15 protein-coding genes and 1 pseudogene are annotated in these 17225 nt (G+C 57.3%); 4 read left to right on the top strand and 12 right to left on the bottom strand.

Annotated elements, in window-relative coordinates:
- Positions 1-423: 423 nt before the first annotated feature.
- The gene (locus tag I6F28_RS26540) at positions 424-654 is read right to left on the bottom strand and encodes a DUF2235 domain-containing protein (protein ID WP_225141947.1); all 231 of its coding nucleotides are present in this window, start codon (positions 652-654) and stop codon (positions 424-426) included.
- A gap of 1253 nt (positions 655-1907) precedes the next feature.
- Here I6F28_RS26540 and I6F28_RS26545 point away from each other — a divergent pair.
- Entirely contained in the window at positions 1908-2450 is a 543-nt protein-coding gene (locus I6F28_RS26545; protein WP_225141948.1) for a hypothetical protein, read from the top strand.
- Positions 2451-2504: 54 nt separating this feature from the next.
- On the opposite strand, the pseudogene I6F28_RS26550 reads toward I6F28_RS26545, so the two are convergent.
- Positions 2505-2795: pseudogene (locus I6F28_RS26550) on the bottom strand (transposase); the annotation flags it as partial.
- 613 nt (positions 2796-3408) lie between these two features.
- On the bottom strand, positions 3409-3789 hold the full coding sequence (locus I6F28_RS26555) for a hypothetical protein (RefSeq protein WP_225141950.1): 381 nt from the start codon (positions 3787-3789) through the stop codon (positions 3409-3411).
- 418 nt (positions 3790-4207) lie between these two features.
- On the opposite strand from I6F28_RS26555, the gene I6F28_RS26560 reads away from it, so the two are divergent.
- A complete protein-coding gene (locus tag I6F28_RS26560) occupies positions 4208-4360 on the top strand; it encodes a hypothetical protein (RefSeq protein WP_225141952.1) in 153 nt (50 codons plus the stop codon).
- A gap of 284 nt (positions 4361-4644) precedes the next feature.
- On the opposite strand, the gene I6F28_RS26565 is transcribed toward I6F28_RS26560, so the two are convergent.
- The 5 genes from I6F28_RS26565 to I6F28_RS26585 all read right to left on the bottom strand — a co-directional run bounded on the left by I6F28_RS26565 (position 4645) and on the right by I6F28_RS26585 (position 10470).
- The gene (locus tag I6F28_RS26565) at positions 4645-6765 is read right to left on the bottom strand and encodes a hypothetical protein (RefSeq protein WP_225141954.1); all 2121 of its coding nucleotides are present in this window, start codon (positions 6763-6765) and stop codon (positions 4645-4647) included.
- Between the two features lie 115 nt (positions 6766-6880).
- Positions 6881-7276 (bottom strand): hypothetical protein, encoded by a 396-nt coding sequence (locus tag I6F28_RS26570; protein ID WP_225141956.1) that lies wholly within the window; start codon positions 7274-7276, stop codon positions 6881-6883.
- A gap of 298 nt (positions 7277-7574) precedes the next feature.
- The gene (locus I6F28_RS26575; protein ID WP_225141958.1) at positions 7575-7775 is read right to left on the bottom strand and encodes a hypothetical protein; all 201 of its coding nucleotides are present in this window, start codon (positions 7773-7775) and stop codon (positions 7575-7577) included.
- 2037 nt (positions 7776-9812) lie between these two features.
- The gene (locus I6F28_RS26580) at positions 9813-10235 is read right to left on the bottom strand and encodes a hypothetical protein (protein WP_225141960.1); all 423 of its coding nucleotides are present in this window, start codon (positions 10233-10235) and stop codon (positions 9813-9815) included.
- A gap of 13 nt (positions 10236-10248) precedes the next feature.
- Positions 10249-10470 (bottom strand): hypothetical protein, encoded by a 222-nt coding sequence (locus I6F28_RS26585; RefSeq protein WP_225141962.1) that lies wholly within the window; start codon positions 10468-10470, stop codon positions 10249-10251.
- Positions 10471-11275: 805 nt separating this feature from the next.
- Between I6F28_RS26585 and I6F28_RS26590 the strand changes: the two genes are divergently transcribed.
- Positions 11276-11752: a DUF3833 family protein gene (locus tag I6F28_RS26590; protein ID WP_225141964.1), complete on the top strand. Its 477-nt coding sequence runs from the start codon at positions 11276-11278 to the stop codon at positions 11750-11752.
- A gap of 562 nt (positions 11753-12314) precedes the next feature.
- Positions 12315-13025 carry a hypothetical protein gene (locus tag I6F28_RS26595; RefSeq protein WP_225141966.1) on the top strand — a complete coding sequence of 237 codons (711 nt, stop codon included), beginning with the start codon at positions 12315-12317 and terminating at the stop codon, positions 13023-13025.
- A 180-nt stretch (positions 13026-13205) separates the two neighbouring features.
- Here I6F28_RS26595 and I6F28_RS26600 read toward each other — a convergent pair whose 3' ends face one another.
- The 4 genes from I6F28_RS26600 to I6F28_RS26615 all read right to left on the bottom strand — a co-directional run bounded on the left by I6F28_RS26600 (position 13206) and on the right by I6F28_RS26615 (position 17198).
- Positions 13206-13997, bottom strand: coding sequence for a hypothetical protein (locus I6F28_RS26600; protein ID WP_225141968.1), 792 nt, complete (start codon positions 13995-13997; stop codon positions 13206-13208).
- Positions 13998-14002: 5 nt separating this feature from the next.
- Complete coding sequence (locus tag I6F28_RS26605; protein WP_225141971.1) at positions 14003-15091, bottom strand: ABC transporter substrate-binding protein; 1089 nt, start codon at positions 15089-15091, stop codon at positions 14003-14005.
- 631 nt (positions 15092-15722) lie between these two features.
- Positions 15723-16721, bottom strand: a complete 999-nt coding sequence (locus tag I6F28_RS26610) for a hypothetical protein (RefSeq protein ID WP_225141974.1) — start codon at positions 16719-16721, stop codon at positions 15723-15725.
- Positions 16722-16961: 240 nt separating this feature from the next.
- Positions 16962-17198 (bottom strand): hypothetical protein, encoded by a 237-nt coding sequence (locus I6F28_RS26615; protein WP_225130035.1) that lies wholly within the window; start codon positions 17196-17198, stop codon positions 16962-16964.
- Positions 17199-17225 lie beyond the last annotated feature (27 nt).

Genomic DNA, 17225 nt, shown 5'->3' on the forward strand with positions numbered 1-17225 from the left:
TTCAACCTTGCGGCGCGCTCGAGGCTGCGGCGCTGAACACAGCTCCAAAAAGCTATAGACGACCGCCATAGTTGGCCTTCTCCCATTTGAGCTCGATATCGTCAGCGACCAAGTCTCGGCGGTGCGGCCTGATCTGATCGAAGTAATGCTTGAAGTCGACGTGTACGCTCATGTTGTCGGGCGATAGTTTCCCGTCCAGTCGTACAGCAGGACCGGCCCTGCCGCCAAGCGTGCATTGACGGGTGTGCATTGGCGGTGGACTCGCCCGTGTTCGGATCCACGGGGAGGCGACGCATGCCGGCCTTGAGCAATCCACCGGCCTGGTTGTTGGGCTGGGAGCCGGCCGGGTCCGGCGAAAGCTGCAGGACGCTTTGTCATGTTTGAGCCAATCCGGGATAAGCGATGCGCCGGCAACTATGCAGTTCAGGGCCACACCGACACGCGTTTTTCCAAATAGCCGCCGCCGATATCGGCGTGCACGCCCGGGAAGCATACCTGCTCGAAATACAGGTTGGCGTGGACGTCGCGTTCGCAGTTTGCGGCCGATTTACGAACAGCGCCTTCCCGGTGTAGGGCGAAGCCCCTGAACGTGAGGAAGACCCAGCCGAATGCGGCATCGCCGAGCAGGACGGAATTAACGAGCAGTTTGGTCAAGCAATGAGATCGCTCGGGCTTTGCGGCGCCGTCATTTCGAGCATCAGCAATCTGATCTCCGCAATTTTGCGCTTCTGATGACGTAGGCCCCGACCGGTAAGCCGCGCCTCGTCCTGCTATTGCTTACGTCGGCGGTAGAGCCGGCATCAAAGCTCAGCGGGTAAACCCTAGTCGTAACGCAAAGCAAGAAAATGAGGTCATAGGACGGGCTTCGCCCAAGGCCAGTTCTTGGCCCTGGCAGGGGTTTTCAGTTGTTATTAAGGCCCCAGTCGCCGCCTTTCTTCCCAATCCGCTACGTCGCGGGCTTTTCATGATCACAGCAGGCGTGGTGGTCGAGCATCGCGCTCTGCCGCCGCAAACCGATAATCCGTGTAACAAAAACCACGAAAGAAGTCGACAAACTGCAGAATTTAGGCGCTGATCCTGGATTTGTTGCATTAATCGATTTTCATTGAGGGCGACAATGTCGGCGCTGAACGAGATGCCTCACCATTTCGGCGGTCTAGAAGGCAACGGTATTGGCCACATCTAGTTTGGCTATTGCTGCACAGGAGCAGAACATGGCTAAGCATTTGTACCGTCTCCGTATGGGCTCGTATGTCGGGAACCTATTTCGGCGCAGCAAGCATGATTTACAGCAGAGGCTCTGGCTGCAATGTAACCTGATGCGGCTCGGGTGCGAGCTAGCGCGATCCCAGCATCAGCCCGGCGTTGAGCAAGCGGAAGCTACTAGTGCCATTTAAGCCGCTCACCAACTCGACTTCAACTCCAAGAAAGCTACCTAGAGGCCGGAACTAATAGAGCCCGACGCCTGGCAGCGCTTTGAGCGCGCCGTTGACGTGGCGAAAAGCCCGCCGCAACATCGGTCCGGGAAAGGCGTCGTAAAAAGAAAAAACCGAAGCCGTCCAAAAGATCATAGCCGAGACAGCCGTTAGTTGTATATGCTGCGCGAGAGGGGGCGCATGGCAAAAAAAGCGAAAAAGGCGAAGAAAGCGAAGAAAGCTGCAAAAAAAGCAGCAAGACACAAGTCTGCGGTTAAGCATCCTGACCCATGGCCGCCTCGGAAATCCAAGCGGTAGGGGGCGGCGCACAATGGGAAGCCCATGGAGAGCAGCGAACGAGCCGAGACGCCCGGAGCCGACGCCGCAACCTCAGCCGCAACGGGAGCAGCCAAGACCGGCTCCGAGGTGGGAGCCCGACAGACACATCGAGAAGCGGGAGGACCCCCGTCATCAGGAGCCGCATCCGGACCCATGGCCGCCTCGCCGCTAGAGCAAGCTACGATAAGCTGTCTTACGAATGCTCAGTATCACTCCTGCCGTGAGGCTTTTCTTGATACTGTGCATCGCTGGTTCATGTTTGCTGTTATAGCGCTCGGGACGGCCGCCCTTACTGATGTGTTGCCGAAGATGCTGCACGTTGCCAGCGTAACTATCGATGCGGCACTCCTTAAAGAGGTATTTGCCGCTGGTGCCGCGATTTTGGCGGCGCTCGACTTGACCTTCGATCTGTCTAATCGAGCGCGCTCCCACGCGATGATGAAGCGTCGGTACTATGAACTGCTTGCCAGTATGCGCGAGGGACGCAAAACAGCGGACGAAGCGCGTGTTTGCTTGGATGAATTCTCAGCTGATGAGGAGCCGCCTTACAGGATTTTGTTCCTGACGTGCTGGAATTCTGCGCAACAAAGCGTCTATGGAGAGAAGGCTTTGCGCTTTCAAGTCTCCATGACCGGGAATCTATTTAAAAACTGGTTTCGGCGGCCAGCGGCCACCTATCCAGTTGTTGGCGGCTAGTCCTTGCACTTCTCTCGTTTGGATCGCCATTTGGCATTAGCCGCGAGCATCTTCTTAATTCGTCGCGGCGTCTGCCTTGCGGTTAGCCGTCGTTAGACGCTTACCAGTGATGCCCTTCGCCATGAGTTCGGCGCGCTCATGATCGTTCACGCCAAGCCCGGCGCGGTTGCTATACCCGAAATCGAATTCTGCGAGATAGCGATGCAGATGCTTCTCGCTGCAGTGCTGATAGACGCCCTTCACGTCGCGTTTGAAGATGCTGTGGTAGCCCCCAACCGTATTGGTGAAGATCGCCTTGTCGCCCTCGCCGCGAACGTATTCGTCCTTTGAGTGCTTCACGGTGTCGTCCTGCAAGGCTCGGACTTCGGCAATGTACTTGTAGGCCGCCTTGAGGAAGTCCGCGATATTATCCTCGAGATGCTCTACTTGAGGACCTCCGAGTGATCGAGGATCGCTTGGGCAGTTCCAGCTGAGGCCGTAACGGGGGGCGCCGGTTCACGCTGACAGATGGACGTATTAACCCGCAGGCGCCGTCGCGATCGTGCAGGAACGTCGTGGCACCGGCCGCAAGGGCTGGTCCAAAGCGGCTCGTGCGGCCGTTTGTTTTGTAATGTCCAGAAGTATCCCAATCTCCAGGGAAACGAATTTTTCTGGCACTTAAGGGGCTGATAGCTGGCGCGGCCTCCTAGGCACACTGGGCCCGCGTTGCTCAAGGCCGCCTCAGGTGGGAGCCGTTCTCTTGATCTAGCTCAAGCGATGCCTCCCTCTGCAGCAGTCCATCAGGCCGCGCCTGCCGCGCCGCTGCCAAGGCATTCGTGGTCGACGATTTCAGGACGGATCAGCTTCGGGAGAGCCCCTAGTCGTCGGGCTTCAGAAGGGCAAATTCCACACGAAATAGAGAAGCGCAGCAATGGCCCCCCAGAAAAGTATGCCGCGGAAGATGAAAGCGAGCGCCATGTTAATCGCCGTCTCCCGCAAGCCGCTGTGCCATGGCGATTCCATCGATCGCGTCTGCCAGTCCTCCTAAGAAAACCCGATACCATGCATCATCATCGGGAAGTTCCCACTCTCGTAGGCTGCCGACGTAACGTGTCAGAGCAATAACGCCCGCGATCGTCGTTGGCGTTGAACGGATGAGCACATTCGCATGCTCCGCGAGAGCATGATTCCTTTGACTGCTGATTTCTTCGGCGGCATGAAACTCGGGCCCATCGAGCTTCGCCGATACAGACAAGGCCGCATCGTAATGCGCCGACAGCTCGCGATGACGCTCAATCACTACGAAGGTTAGATCCCGATCGGCTGCAGCCGCCGACTGGGTGGAAATTTGCGATGACAATGTTGGCCCCGAGCAAGTAGCAGGCCTATGTTAGCATTGCGGCCATGATGATAATCAGCGTAGAGGGGCCTTCATCTGCGGTATTTCTGCTCGATCGGATTCGGCATTCAGACGAGGTCACCGGCTCCATTTGGAGATCGAGACGTTTCGGGGACAAGCGCGCGCCTTACTCGCGCCGAAAAGCGGCTCGGCTCCAGTTGTTCCCGGCGTAAAGCTGCATATTTTGCGCGTATCAAAGGTTGTTATCATGCATCAGCTACGCTTGGATACGCTTCCACATTCGAAAGGGGCGGGCGAAATATGAAGTTGATTGCAATAGTTGCCGGTCTGTTGGTGCTCGGCGTGATCGGACAAGCAAACGCACGCGGAGGACATGGGGGGCGCGTCAGCTACGGCGGCGGACATCACACGACCAGTCATGGCGGCAGCTATTTGGGCGGATCCGGCTCATCACACCGTGGCGGGACTTATCTCAATTCGCGAACTGGCAACCGTTACGGCACTCATCGATAACGAGCTCCGCGTGGTCGCCGATGTAAAGCCGATTGGTATTGTTGCCCAGCGTCGATGAGATCGCGGCCATGTTGCCCCAGTCCCGGGCCACGGCGTTGGCACCCGGAGCAGCGAGGCGGACACGACAACGCGCATGCCTGCAGCTTACGGAAGGGGCGGGCGCTTCGTCCCTCGTCTGTTCAACAAAGTGGCAGGAGTGTTGCGCGCAAGTGCTTCAGTATACGCCGGGAGCCGTACATTCTTGTCAGGGCGCCGCCACTCGACGAATGCGATCGCGGTCTATCCTCAATACTCGCGAGCCCGATCGAGGCCGCTCTTGAGGTGAGAAGAACGCTGAAACAGCTACCGGAAACAGGGCAGCGTTATCGGAGTTCGCGTGACCGAGACGAGCACATTGTTCACGTAATGCTCTGTCACAAGCTCTGCGCGAATGCTGCAAGAAGTCGCTCCCATGGCCGCCATGAATCCGCTTCGAGCCCGCGCTGGAGAAGCCTTGCGACTTTCAGCAATGAAGCGAGCGGCTGCACCGGGAGTGCCGAGCGCGTCGGACCGGGCGTTTTGCAAGGCTGCCACTAGCTCATTCAGATCTTTGCCCTTGATCTTGGTATCGCCGACCATTGACGGAACCATGTCACGAAGACCTTTATCAGCAATCTCGCCAGCGAGTAGTCCGGGAAGCGCCTTGCGGAGAGACTGCTGAAAGGAAGCGGTGGTGCGCCCGGCGAGCTCCTCGCACCGGAGCATCGCCGAGATGTAGCTGAGGCGGGTTCTCTCCGCCGAGTCGAGCCAGACCTGCTCGCAATTGTAAAGCAGGGTCATTCGATCGACAGGTCCGAGCTTCTCGATTGCTTCACGAATTTCGCCAAGCACCTCTGCCGCTGGCTTGCGCAACTCGTCGGGAAGACGACCGGTCGCCTGCCCCCAGACGGCTGCGAGACCGGCCCACCGAGGCTCGAACTGCTGGATCGATAACGCCTGCATGTCGTTCGGAATCTTGGATTGAGCGTCAGCTATGCTTTTCTCCATGGCATCGATCTTGGCGACGACCGCTTCAGTGCGCGCGCGGAGCTTGCTCCCAAACCCCTTGGCTACAGCGGCGGCCACGTCGTCCGTGAATCCTGATACCGCTGCTGCGAGCTTGCTCGCGCCGGTCGCAAGCCGTGCGCTCTGCTTCTCGATGGCTCGTTCGATAGCGGTCTTTACTGATTCATTGAGGAAGGCTTCCACAAAGCCGGCCAGGAAACCTAGCGGCAGGCCGAGGTCCTCGTTGTTCTTCAGAACATCCATCACGGCGTCGACGCTTCCCTCGTAGGCGGCGCCAATTGCGCGTGATCCCGTGGAGGCGAGAAGTTCTTCTGGAACAGTTCGCTTTTCTGCCGAGGACGCCTTCAGCTCCTTTTCAATCGCTCCGGCCGTTTCGAGTGACCATTGCGGACGCGTTGCCTGCACATCCGGGAATGTTACGGCGACCGAGGTCGGTTTGAGGGGAAGAGCCTGGTCAAATGGCTGGATCCGCCCACGATAAGCGTACGCGACCGACTGGAGAGCGAGCGGTGTAGCGGTGGGAGCATCCGATTTCGCGGGCGCAACACGGCGCTCGCTCAGCGGCTGGGATGCCGGTTTCTCTTGCAGCTTCTCCAGAGGCGGAAGAGGCCTGACGATCGGCGGTTCGTCGACATTCAACGGTGACAAAGCGACCGAAGCGCTCGCCGGCGGAGGTCCTGGCGGACGTACAGGTGATGGTGTTGGTCCGTGGGGCCCGTCCAGCAGAGAGGGATATTGTCCTGGCAGATTGCCAAGCGCCTTTCGGAGCTTGTCGGCCAGGAGAACGATATGTGGCCATTGCTGGTCATCATCATCCTTCTTTTTCGTCTCGTAGGTCTTCACGAGACGAGGCATCAGCTCGGCGAGAAGGACGGCTTTCGTTTCCAGAAGGGCCTTTGCATATCGTTCATCAATCCGTTCGATGTGGTGCTCGATTGTCGCTATTCGTTGGGCGAGCAAGCCATCAGGACCTGCAACTATGCCGCCGAAGAAGGTAAGAGAGGTCAGCAGCGTCAGCCAGACGTAGGCGAAGCTTACCGACCGAAGATAGCCGCTGAAGACTCGAATTACGATCCGATGGCTGGCCCAGAAGGGCGCCACAAACAGAAAAATCAAGGCCAGATAAATAGAGAATTCCAGCGCCGGAGAGGGTTTCAGAAAGGTGGCCACAGTCCGCAAACGGGCCAGTTCCGTCTCCAATTCCCGGATGGTCCGGCTGGCTCCTTCGAGGTCGTCGGTGAGGGAGAGCCATATCTGAAGGCCGGAAAAGATAATGCCGGCGATAGCGAACGGCAGGAAGAAACGATTTAGGTTGCGCAATACTGCGCGCCAGAGTGAGCCTTCCCTGGTCTTCGCGGCAACGTACCTTGTCAGGAGAAACCCGAACACGCCGCTTGCGGCTATCGAATAAGTAATCATGCTTGTCTCCTTAATGGGCCTCGAAGGCACCCACCGGATCGAGCAGTAAAATGAATGGAGAAAACCTAGGGTCGTATCGATGCTAACGTCAATGCCCAAGATGGGGACTTTTGGGCTAGCTCGCGGGCGACCGGCGACCAGTCGTGAAATGGTCGATGGGCTTTCGTTGTAGCTCCTTTCTGGATAACGCGGTTGCGAAGGGAGCTTGCGGCGGCGCGCATTGGCGCACCTCCTGAACCAGCGGCTGGGCTTTCCAGCCGAGATCAAAGCCGTTCGCTACACCGAAATTGTCGACCCGGTAGATCGCCTCGGCCTTGCGGGTCGCATTGGCGGAGCTGTCGGCCTCGACGATGACCGTCCATTCTTCGTAGTCAGACTCCTTGACGACGAACCGGCGGAAGGTAGCGGCGTTCATCGCGCCGCCTCGTTCTTTGGCATCGGCCTTGGCGCTGCGCACCACCAGGCGCCCATTAAGCGGCAGGGCCGCCTTGAGCGAGATGTTGTAGCCCATTGGCGGGTAGGGCCACGAGTTCGACGTCCAGGCCGGTCAGAAACTTGTCCGTCTTTAACTGCGCGAACGGACTATTCCCCTGGTTCGATGTTTTCGGGAAAGCAGAACATGTTGCCACCCTTCGACATGCGGACCGTCCGAATCTTCCTGGCCCAGTCGCAAAACATCCTGGAAGAGGTGTCCGTGCACTGCTTTGAAGTGCGTGAAATCCAGATTGCCAGCGGGGAGTTCCTGGTCGGCTCTGACGTCGCTTGCTTCCGCCTCGAAAGTCATCATCGACTGCATCATACATGCCGGATTACGCCTTGCGGTAGGCCTTAATGATCACCTTCGGCCGCTCTTCGGGGGTGCGCGCCTTACTCTTCGCGACCGCGCTGCTGCCCTTCATCTTCGGCGAGTAGACTATGCCCTCGACGGAACTGATCTTTCTGAAGCGGGCGCTGCCGACTACAAAGCCCGAGGCCTTGCCTTTGTTGGGGGATGATTTCTTGGGTGCCATGGACTCATTGTATCACAGGTGATGCTGGCCCGCACGAGGTAGTAGCCATCGGTTGCTGTTCCAGATGCTCGAATTGGCTATATAGTCAGCCAAGATGGAGCGGCCATTTCTACTTTGGCGAGTTTTAGCCGCGGGTTGAATATTACATACAAATTTCGGGGGGCGATGCAGTTTAACGCCCCCGCGAAGTACAGTGAGCCCCACTCGTCGGTTCGTACGCTCACGCATATACGGCACCACATGACGCACAGCGCCCGAACGACATTGACAGCGCAGGCTGGGCTGGCGCCTGTCGAATTCTACGGCTCGCCCCCGTTGCGGAGCATCAACTGATTACTACCACAGGTGCGACTACCTACCTGAGAAGCGGGCAGCGTTACAGAAGCTTGAAGCTGATCTGAAAAAGCTGGTGACTAGCTAAGCATGCACTCATTAAGCCCCTGACCGACCGACGTCCAGTCAATGCCGGTCTCCGGGCGAGTGCGGACCTTCTCGGAGGGTCTCAGACAGAAATCATCGGACTCGCGGTGTGAAGGTGAGCCTTATTCAACAACCTCGTCGGCGCTGGCGAGCAATGTTGAATGTAGAGGTGAGACCAAGCGCTCTTGCGACCTTGAGATTGATCGGCAGCTTCAAGCGTGTGGGCTGTAGGCAATCGCCAGCCAGTATGAGGTGCAACTTGGAAGCCGGGTACCGGATTCGCTAAGCGATCGCTGTGGAAATTTAGTCCTCTCTGGGGAAAACGGATAATTAGCTTAGCAGCGTGTCCAACCGGGTACAGGCTCTTGCTCCCGGAAGTTCTACGCTCTGTCAAGACGGAACAACCACAGTGACCGAGGACGATGCGGGTACCAACACTGCGCACGGGGTATTGCAGCAACCGCTGATCCGCTCGCGAGGCGGCGCCTGCTGCAGCTAATTCGAGAAGAGCCAAATCCGCGGCATGAGTGTCGCTTCGGATGTCTCGCATGGGGGATCGGAGACTAGGATGAAGTTAGCTTCTGCGGCGGCGATACCATTTCGTTCGTGCGAACTCTGTCTACACTCAATGAAATTTTTGGGAGAGCACGCCAGGTGCCGGCTGTTCAGGTGTAACGAGTGCGCTCTCGTAAGCACTGAAGCTCTAGAGACACAGCCATTTCCGCAGACAGAATTTACGATGAAGAGACCGTCCATGTGGCGCTAGCAGGCACCTGCACGGCTTCATGTGGCCGTGGAAGCCATCAGCTGTCGTTTCTGTTCGGCTACTCGTACTCGTTCGCCTCTTTCCTGCATTCGTGGGCCGAAGCTGATGCCAAGCTGCACCGAGACGAACGCGCCGTAATATCGCTGACCAGACTGCCCAGGGGGCGCCCGCAGAGTGAGCGGGCTAAGCGTCGTGTGGCCTAGCTTCCGAACTCCCAGCGGCCCCGGCCCGGCGGTGCACTTGAAGGGAGCAGGTTAAGAGCCGGGGCCGCGTTCCGCTAAAGCGCGGACGGGCAGTGTGCCCAAGCGCGCGGCTTGCATTAAAGCAGGTAAATGGAGGTTCGGTGCGCTGCAGAAGCCGAAGCTCACCTCCGAGCGGCATCTAATTGTCTTGGTATTCGGCACCCGGAGAAATGTATTATCCGTGTTCGATTCGCTGATGATTATTTTCACAAGAGCATGTTCATGGCCCAGCGAGCAGTATCCCGTGAGGATGTCCAAAGCTTATTCGCCTTCTATGCATTTGTTGCCCGGCAACACAACAAGCATGACGGCGCATCTCGGTGGCTGAAATTATTTACGTCGAGCCAAAACCTTGATGAACTTCTGAGCCAGTGGTCAGACCGTGTTGACGCAGTCGGTTCCGGAAATGGTCGGTCGCGTTCTCGACCCGCTCGCTCGCGCGGTCGTGGACGGTGATGCAAATTATGACCATCCGAGCGCGTTTCTCCACGCGCGACTCAAAGCATTGGATGAACCCCAGCACTAAACTCCGCCGGCCAACTTCAGCAGCGAACCAACTTAGCAGGACGGCTGCGCCGCCACTCGCAAGCGCAATGATGCGACCGCGAGTCAGCCGAGCAGTCGGGCTTGCCTAAAATGAAAACGACTCGGAGTGAACCTCTTCGCCACGGCGCGCACGCGGGCTTCGCATGTCTCCAACGCAATCTTCTGGGCGAGCATCACGTCTCCTATCGGCAGAGAGCCCACCGGCATGAAACACAATCCCTCTTGCTGATGATCGCGCTCGTCCACCACGCAAACGTTACCCGAAGTTCCGGCGTAGACCCTGTATTGGCTCCCACTCTCGTTTCCGATCACCTCGAAGTAACCTTTGCGAGCTAGCTGCTCGCGTTGCGCCTGCGAAAGCCACTCCCGCAAGAGCCGAAGCGAGCGGCCTTCCGGCGTGCTCTCGGCGCCGTGCTTGATGGAAAGGGCTCGTGTCGCTCTCATGCGGGAACGGCTGCCCATGGCCAACGATCGGAAGGCCAACATGGCTGGGCTCCCACTAACCTCCAACGAGCCTCGGAAAAAAGATCGTCTCTTCCGCATTCGGGTCGAATGATTTGAGTTGTGATAGCTGGTCCGTTCCGGTACGGACCGCCGCGGTGAAGCCAACCTTCGTCAGCTCATTGAAGCGCTGTTCGGCCCTGGCCAATTCCTGCGCGTCGTGAAGATTGAAGAGGTGACGGCTGTCGCCGGTGCGGTCCATGACGATCTGGATTGCCATAATTGCTCTCCTCGAGTTGCGGGTTTTATCGGGCTGAACGCACGGATCTTCAGAAGACGAACTTCAATCAGAACTTTCCCGTGTTCTGCTGGTACTCGACGGCGGTACGCCCGGATCGGGAGGTGGCGCTTGCTTGCGATCGGCGGCATCGCCGAGGCTCAAAGTGAGCTCGTGAACCGGCGCTGCTCGCCCCTTAGGTTCATACCGCTCTACCAGTTTCAGGAGGCGCCTTTTAACAAATGGGTCAGCCTGCTCTGCGAGTTCACGCAGTAACTTAGCGCGCTGTTCATTGAATTCGTGATCCAACATGTCTATCCCCTACACAACGCGCATGCGGCCATGCCTGTAAGAAGACACTCAAAGCGGCTCATCACGTGAGCCAAACAATTTCGCGATCAAAAGGTCTGGATGCAGAAGATAGCGCCTGAGCGGATCAGTTGGCTACAAATTCGATCTCAGATTTGAAATAAACGGAAATCTAGTTGCCGAATGCCACTAACCAAAAGCTTCCAGGGCATCCTTTCGCCGAGATGCAACGGGTCTCCACCTTCGGCTCGGAACTTTGCATACCGGGCTGTTCACCCGCAGAGCTTAAATTATCGCAGATGCCACCGGAGCTGAGGTCAGCCGGCCTGGTTTTTAGCCCCGGTGGCCGCTCGGAATCTCCGAGCGGCCCTTTCCTTATTCCTCGGTACGATCCGCGGGCCGCAATAATTTGAAGTACCGCGCTGCAAGGCGCGGCTAATCGGAACCCAATGGGTAACAAGGGACTTAGTATGGAGAATCCCTTGATTGGGTGCTACCGATGGCGATCGAGGATTTCAGAGAAACAAGGCCGATCTTTCTTCCGGAGCAATTCTTTGTGGGGCAGATCGAAGGCTGGGCGGTGCTGGAAAGCCTCGTCGGCGGATTGCTGAAGCGCGCGACGATTGCGGCGCACGGCGAATTCGAGACAGATACCCAAACCGTGATCTTCACCGAGACGTACATATTCGATGATGGCCATTGCGACACGATGCACTGGACCATACGAAAAGGTAACGAAGGCAAGTACACCGGATTGGAAAACCGGCTGGAAGGTGAGGCTCTTGGAGAGCAAGCCGGCTGCGCCTTTCATTGGAAGTACACTCGCGACACGCCGCAACCAGGCGGTAAATCGATCAAATTGAATTTCGATGATTGGTTCTACGCAATAGATGATCGCGCCTGCATCGTGCGTGGGAGCGCCGGACGTGCGGGCATCCCGTTTGCGACGGCACACATTACCTATCGGAAGCTGTGATCCCAATGCCCGCGGATGTCGAGCGCTCTGGCGCAGCATCAAGATGAGATTGTAGGCACAGGAACCGATTCTTCGACAAGGTGCGCCAAGCTCTTCCATGCCAAAGCCACCTAAAACCACGAGCTCGATTACTCATTACTGGAAACCATAATTGTTAAAAGCAACAGGCGGTCGACAACGGGAAAAATATGCAATCCAAGGTAGGAAAGTACAACCGATTAAACTGCGGCGGTATCAAAAGGGGCCCTGCAATGGTCCCGATACCAATGTCGCAGCGCACTCCTTTCGCTTGTCTTTCGGGTCAGTCTCGTTCTGAAAGTTCGCCCAGCTCGGCAAAGCTAGGTCTGGTATCGCGGCATTCACCTGCGCCCGGTTCTCTCGAGAGCTGGTAGTCCCATTCTGCCCTTTACTCGCGCAACGGCTGCCTAGACGGGCGCGCTCCTTCCCGCGAAGGCAGCCCCTTCGCGCTCTACGGCTTCTCTTTAGTCGTGCCGAGCGCACCGGCAGTTAAGGGTTGGTTTAGCTCCCGGCACGATCATTGGCGACCGCAAGGGAGCCAAGCATGCAATTGCACCATGCGAATACCTTGGAAAAGATCACGATCGCCCCAGATCACGGCAGTGGCGAGCTCACGTGGCCCGCCACTCGCGATCAATCGGATTTCTCGACCTCCAATCGAGCTGAGATCTTGGCGCTATTGGCGCCGGGCCGGCCTCCAAAACTCACTATTTGTCTGGTCGCGGCGGCCGCATTGGGTGCGGGCTTTGCGTTGGGTTGGGCTGGCGCTTGGTACGGTCCTGCAGCTATCTCGGCTCTCGACCCGACTGCTCAGGTAGAAACGGCTTTGCGCCGCATGCCGGACACAAGGGCACGCGGTAAAGCCGAAGGCGTCCGAAAGATTGCATCGGGTTCGCGAACAGCGCCTGCTTTGGGGCAGCCCTCCACATTCATCGCGAGCGTTGCTCCGAAGCCTGGGACCAAAGCGCCAAATGCGGCGCAATCGGCGGATGCTCTCGAAGTGGACATGTCTGTGACGGGCTCGCTCCAGTCTGCGGGGCCGCTCCTGGCGGTTCCCGAGACAAGACCAACGACCATGACAGGTTGGGCAGTGCTGGACGTTCGCGGCGGAACAGCGGTGCTCGAAGGGCCCGATGGGATTCGAATGGCAGCACGGGGTGATGTGGTCCCCGGCGTCGGGCGAATCGACTCTATCGTGCGCTGGGGCAACCGCTGGATAGTTGCAACGGCTCGTGGATTGATCTCGACGCCCTAGTCGTGAACGCTGGCGACGCAATCAATTTTCATCGTCCATGCTCAGTCGAGCACGTTTCAGTTTCATATAAGGATGAAACCGTACAAATATACGTAAGAACATAGGCCGCCTGGTCGTCTTGAGAGACTAGCTTCTTGACGGCTCATGCGAAAATGCTGCCAGCCGGCTGCCGAAGTCAGGCTATTTATCCGCCGTGCAGAGCTGGTACTTGTCTTGTTGTTCATGCCTTTCCACGTTCATTCGCGCCATGTATTTGTCTTTGACCTCCTCCGAAGGACAAAGACACGGCGGCTTGCTGCCGTAGTGGATCTTCCAACACTCGCTTGCGGTCGCATCAATGAGCTCCCAAGCAATGACATTTTCTGTCTGCACGAGAACGCCAGGGCCAGGAATTGCTGTCGTCTTTTTTCCGTCTATCTTGCACGCAGGAGATAGAAAGACCTGAGCGGGATCAAGTTCGGTTGGGTAAACGCGGATAAATCCCTCGACGGTCGCATAATCCTTTACGATCGCTCGTACCATCGCCTTCGTATAGACCAGCGTGTTGTTCTCACGGGCATCGATAGGACGCACAGCCACACAGGTGAAGCTCTTCTTTAGTACGTATAAAAGCGGGTGATCTTGAGTTGTTTTGGTAAGCGACACGAAAGGTATTTTGTTCACCGCCGTGATCACCCAATCATCATCGTAGGCGACCGACACGAAAATTCCGAGAACCAGCGCAACTACATATGCTAGCACTATCTCCGCCGTTGCGACTGCTTGCGCTGGTTTCCGCTTCTTTGCGCGCCATTGCCGCATCGCGAGCGAGGCAATCCCAAAGGATGCGACGCTGATTGCAATCGAAATAAAGGCGTATGCAAGTTCACCGAACCGCAGATCGACCAAATAACTTGCGAGGCCCAGACCAATGAAGCCTGGCAGGAACGCGGCTACAAACTTGATAGCCTTCTTGGGATCATCGGAAATCATTGCCACTATTTGTTACAGCAGTCGTTGTTGCAAGAGCCGTCCTTGCACTTGCACGCGGAGCCATTACAGCCATCGTGAACGCCGCCACAATCGGGACACAGCTGGAATGAGCCATTGTCGTTCATGACGTACACGGCGAGCTTAGGCTGACGACATTCGCCGCCGGCCATAAAGTTGATTTGTCCAAGGACGGTATCGAACGAGTCGGCACGCATGCTCGCAGCAACTCGTTCAGGAGCAGGATCATTCCGCGCGGCGCGTGCCAGGATTTGAAGGGCTGCGTAGCCATAGTAGGCATCCGCTCCCTTCATGTCCCTCAAGGAGTTGGGCAAGCTACGTGGCTCTCGAAGGCTGGGATCGTGCGGCGCGATGGCCGCCACTTTGATCTGGTTTCCGAGGCGGCCGATCTCCAGGAGGCTGATGCCGCCGATGAGAAGGCTGTTTGATGGGAGTTCGTCCAAACGAATGTTACGAGTATCCCCGCCAAACATGAACACAATCGCCGGCGCGCCAGCCGTCCCATTCCAATTTTGCAACGGAAGCTGACTGACTTGGGCTTCACGGCTGAGCGCTTCGGCGTAAAACTGGCTTTCAAAAATGTAGCTCGTACGACGATTTTGATTGTCTTTCGCATACCGAACGGCGAGCTTTGCAAGCTGCTCGGCGCTATCGCCGATATGGAACGAGTACTTTAGTCGCTGGTCCGAAAACGGCCCCTTAGATAGCCCGACCAAGACGGTTGGCGTCTGTTGCTGTTCGCTCACCCCTGAGACGGCCAGCATTACAGATGCGCCGCCTTTTGCAATCAGGAAGTTGACGCGATCGGCTTCAATAAGCTGGCGGGCCTTGTTGACCGCGATGTCCGGCTTGTTCTGATGATCATAGAAAATGACCTCCACCGGCCGGTTGGCTATTTGCCTCAGATCATTCTGAGCGGCGGATACTCCCGCCCGAAACTGCTGGCCTTCATTTGCCCCGAAACCGGTGAAGGTCGCCACTACACCGATACGAATTACTGGGACTTGCGCCTCGGCCGGAAGATCCATGACGAGTAAAGTTAGGACTACTGCAAAGATCGTTTTCCAGCGACCCATGTGAGCCTCCTATGGATGCAGTATGGCAAGTACTGTCCAGATCGTTCTGGACGAGCAATAAAACGCGCGAAATAACTCAATTCCAAACCTTACCTTTGGTAGCTTTGAGGAACAAGAGCGCGCCAACTGGGACGTGTAGATTTATGATCGGCCGACTCGAGCCCGCTCGGTAATCGCCGTTTCCCTGCGGAGCACTTGCCGCGATCTTGATCTTATCGGTGAAGTCAGTGAACAGAGATAACTCTGTGCCAATGGCATCACGGCATGTCTTGGCCGATAGCGATCCATTTTCGATAGAAGCAAATAAGCTCGTCTACGTGCGCTCGATCAAGCGATGCTTCTGCCCAGCCATTTATGGTGCCACAATAGGTAAAGGCATCATGATCAGGACAACTCCGCTCATACTCTCCTTCGCAAACTGAGAAACTAGTTGGTTTAGAAGAGGTTGGTGGTGTTTGAGCCGGAGTCGGCGAAACAACAAATGGGGCGATGATGCAGATTGAGGGGATAAGCTTTCCGAACATAACGTCTGGCTCCCTTTCTTAGAGACGCCGCGATCGCTGTTCACAAATCAGCGACGTGCCCGGATCTAAACGTAGAAACGACCGGGCAGGCGTGGGCGGAGCAGGCGTTAGGCCGGAAAAGCATCCGCCGCGTATTTCCCCGCCGTCATCGCAGGTGGCAACTTGGGGTTCGTACTGTGCCACGTCGGTGGCCATTGGTTCGGCCTGTGTCCCCACATGTTGAGCTGTCCCAGGGCGTCGAAAAGCCCAAGGTATTGATAGTAGCTGACGCCCGCGACATCCGTAGAAATCGGGCAGCCGAGCGTTACGACCCGGAGTTCGTGTGTTCGGTCCGGTGGAAGGGATCTGATTGCATTGCCGATCTGCAGGGCGCCCTTGCTGTGTCCCACCAGAAGCTTGAATGCCGCGTCACGATGAAGGAGGAGTGCGTGAAGAACGTCTGAGGAGCCGGAGCCGTGGCGAAAGACTGGCGCGCCGTGCAGGGTCTTCGCATCCGGCGTAGACGCGGGCAGTTGGCGGCCTATGCTCGCTGTCCGGGGCGCGGCATTGGCAAGAGCGTTCTGGATCAAGCTCTTTGCATGCAGATAGTCGTAAAGGCCGAAGCCGAACCAGCCCCCTAGCGCCTGCAGAATGACGTCAGCCATGCCGTATCCCGGGACGATGGCAAGCACAGGTTTTCCGAGTGCTATCGAGATGTCCCACGCCAGCGCGGCGCTGCCAAGGGCCGAACTACCGACCCCCGTGATTGTTACGATCTCGACAGCCCGCGTTTCCGGGTGAGGCGAAGTCAAGAAGACCTCCACATTGGTGTATCTGTGCACATAGGGTGCGGTATTAGCGTCGATGAGCAGAAGCGAGCCTTCAGGGTCACTGAGTGCATCGAGCTGGACGATCCGGGAGGGAGGTTTCTCCTCCCGAGCTCGCACGGACGCGTCTTTTTCGGCCAGCTGCGCGGCTAACGTCGCTACATCGTAAAAGACGATATCCAGCGCCGTGTTGAATAGGCGGCAGGCGCGGACGGCGGGTTCAATTAACTGTGGCGGCGGCTCAAACAGATTGAGAAAGGATCGCTCAGATTGGGTCGGCAGATTGTCTCCGATTGGCATGTGAAATTCTCCTCGAGGCTCAATTGAGCATGCCACACTTCTGTGATGGCGTTGGAGGCATGCAATGCGCGCGGGTCGACGGGACGGGGCGAGTGTGGGGAGTAGAGAGGGACAATGACGTCCCCGGTCCTTTTCTAAGTTCTCCAAGCCGCCGATTGCCCAGGCCGTTTTTTAGTCGTGCTAACGGTCGACGAGACGTTCCGCTCAGACTTTCTAGGGGGGGCGGTCTTCGGTGCGCCGTCAGACGACGACAACAATCGCGATCTCGTGCCGTTGCGGGATAGCTTGCCATGGATCTCCCCTTATCACCTCGATGCGGGCCTGCCCCGATCGAAGCGCACGAAACAAGATGTTGGTTGGCGGTCCGAGTGGGCTTAGCACCCGGCCATCGTCCGAGAGTACGCCGGTCGAGAAGACACCTAACAGCTCGATCGCCGTCTCGCCTTCCAGAAGACGACCGCCGCTTGCTCCAAACATCAGTACGTCTCCCACCCGCACGTGCAG

This window comes from Bradyrhizobium sp. NBAIM14, assembly GCF_020193895.1.
In the GTDB taxonomy this organism is placed as follows: Bacteria; Pseudomonadota; Alphaproteobacteria; order Rhizobiales; family Xanthobacteraceae; genus Bradyrhizobium; species Bradyrhizobium yuanmingense.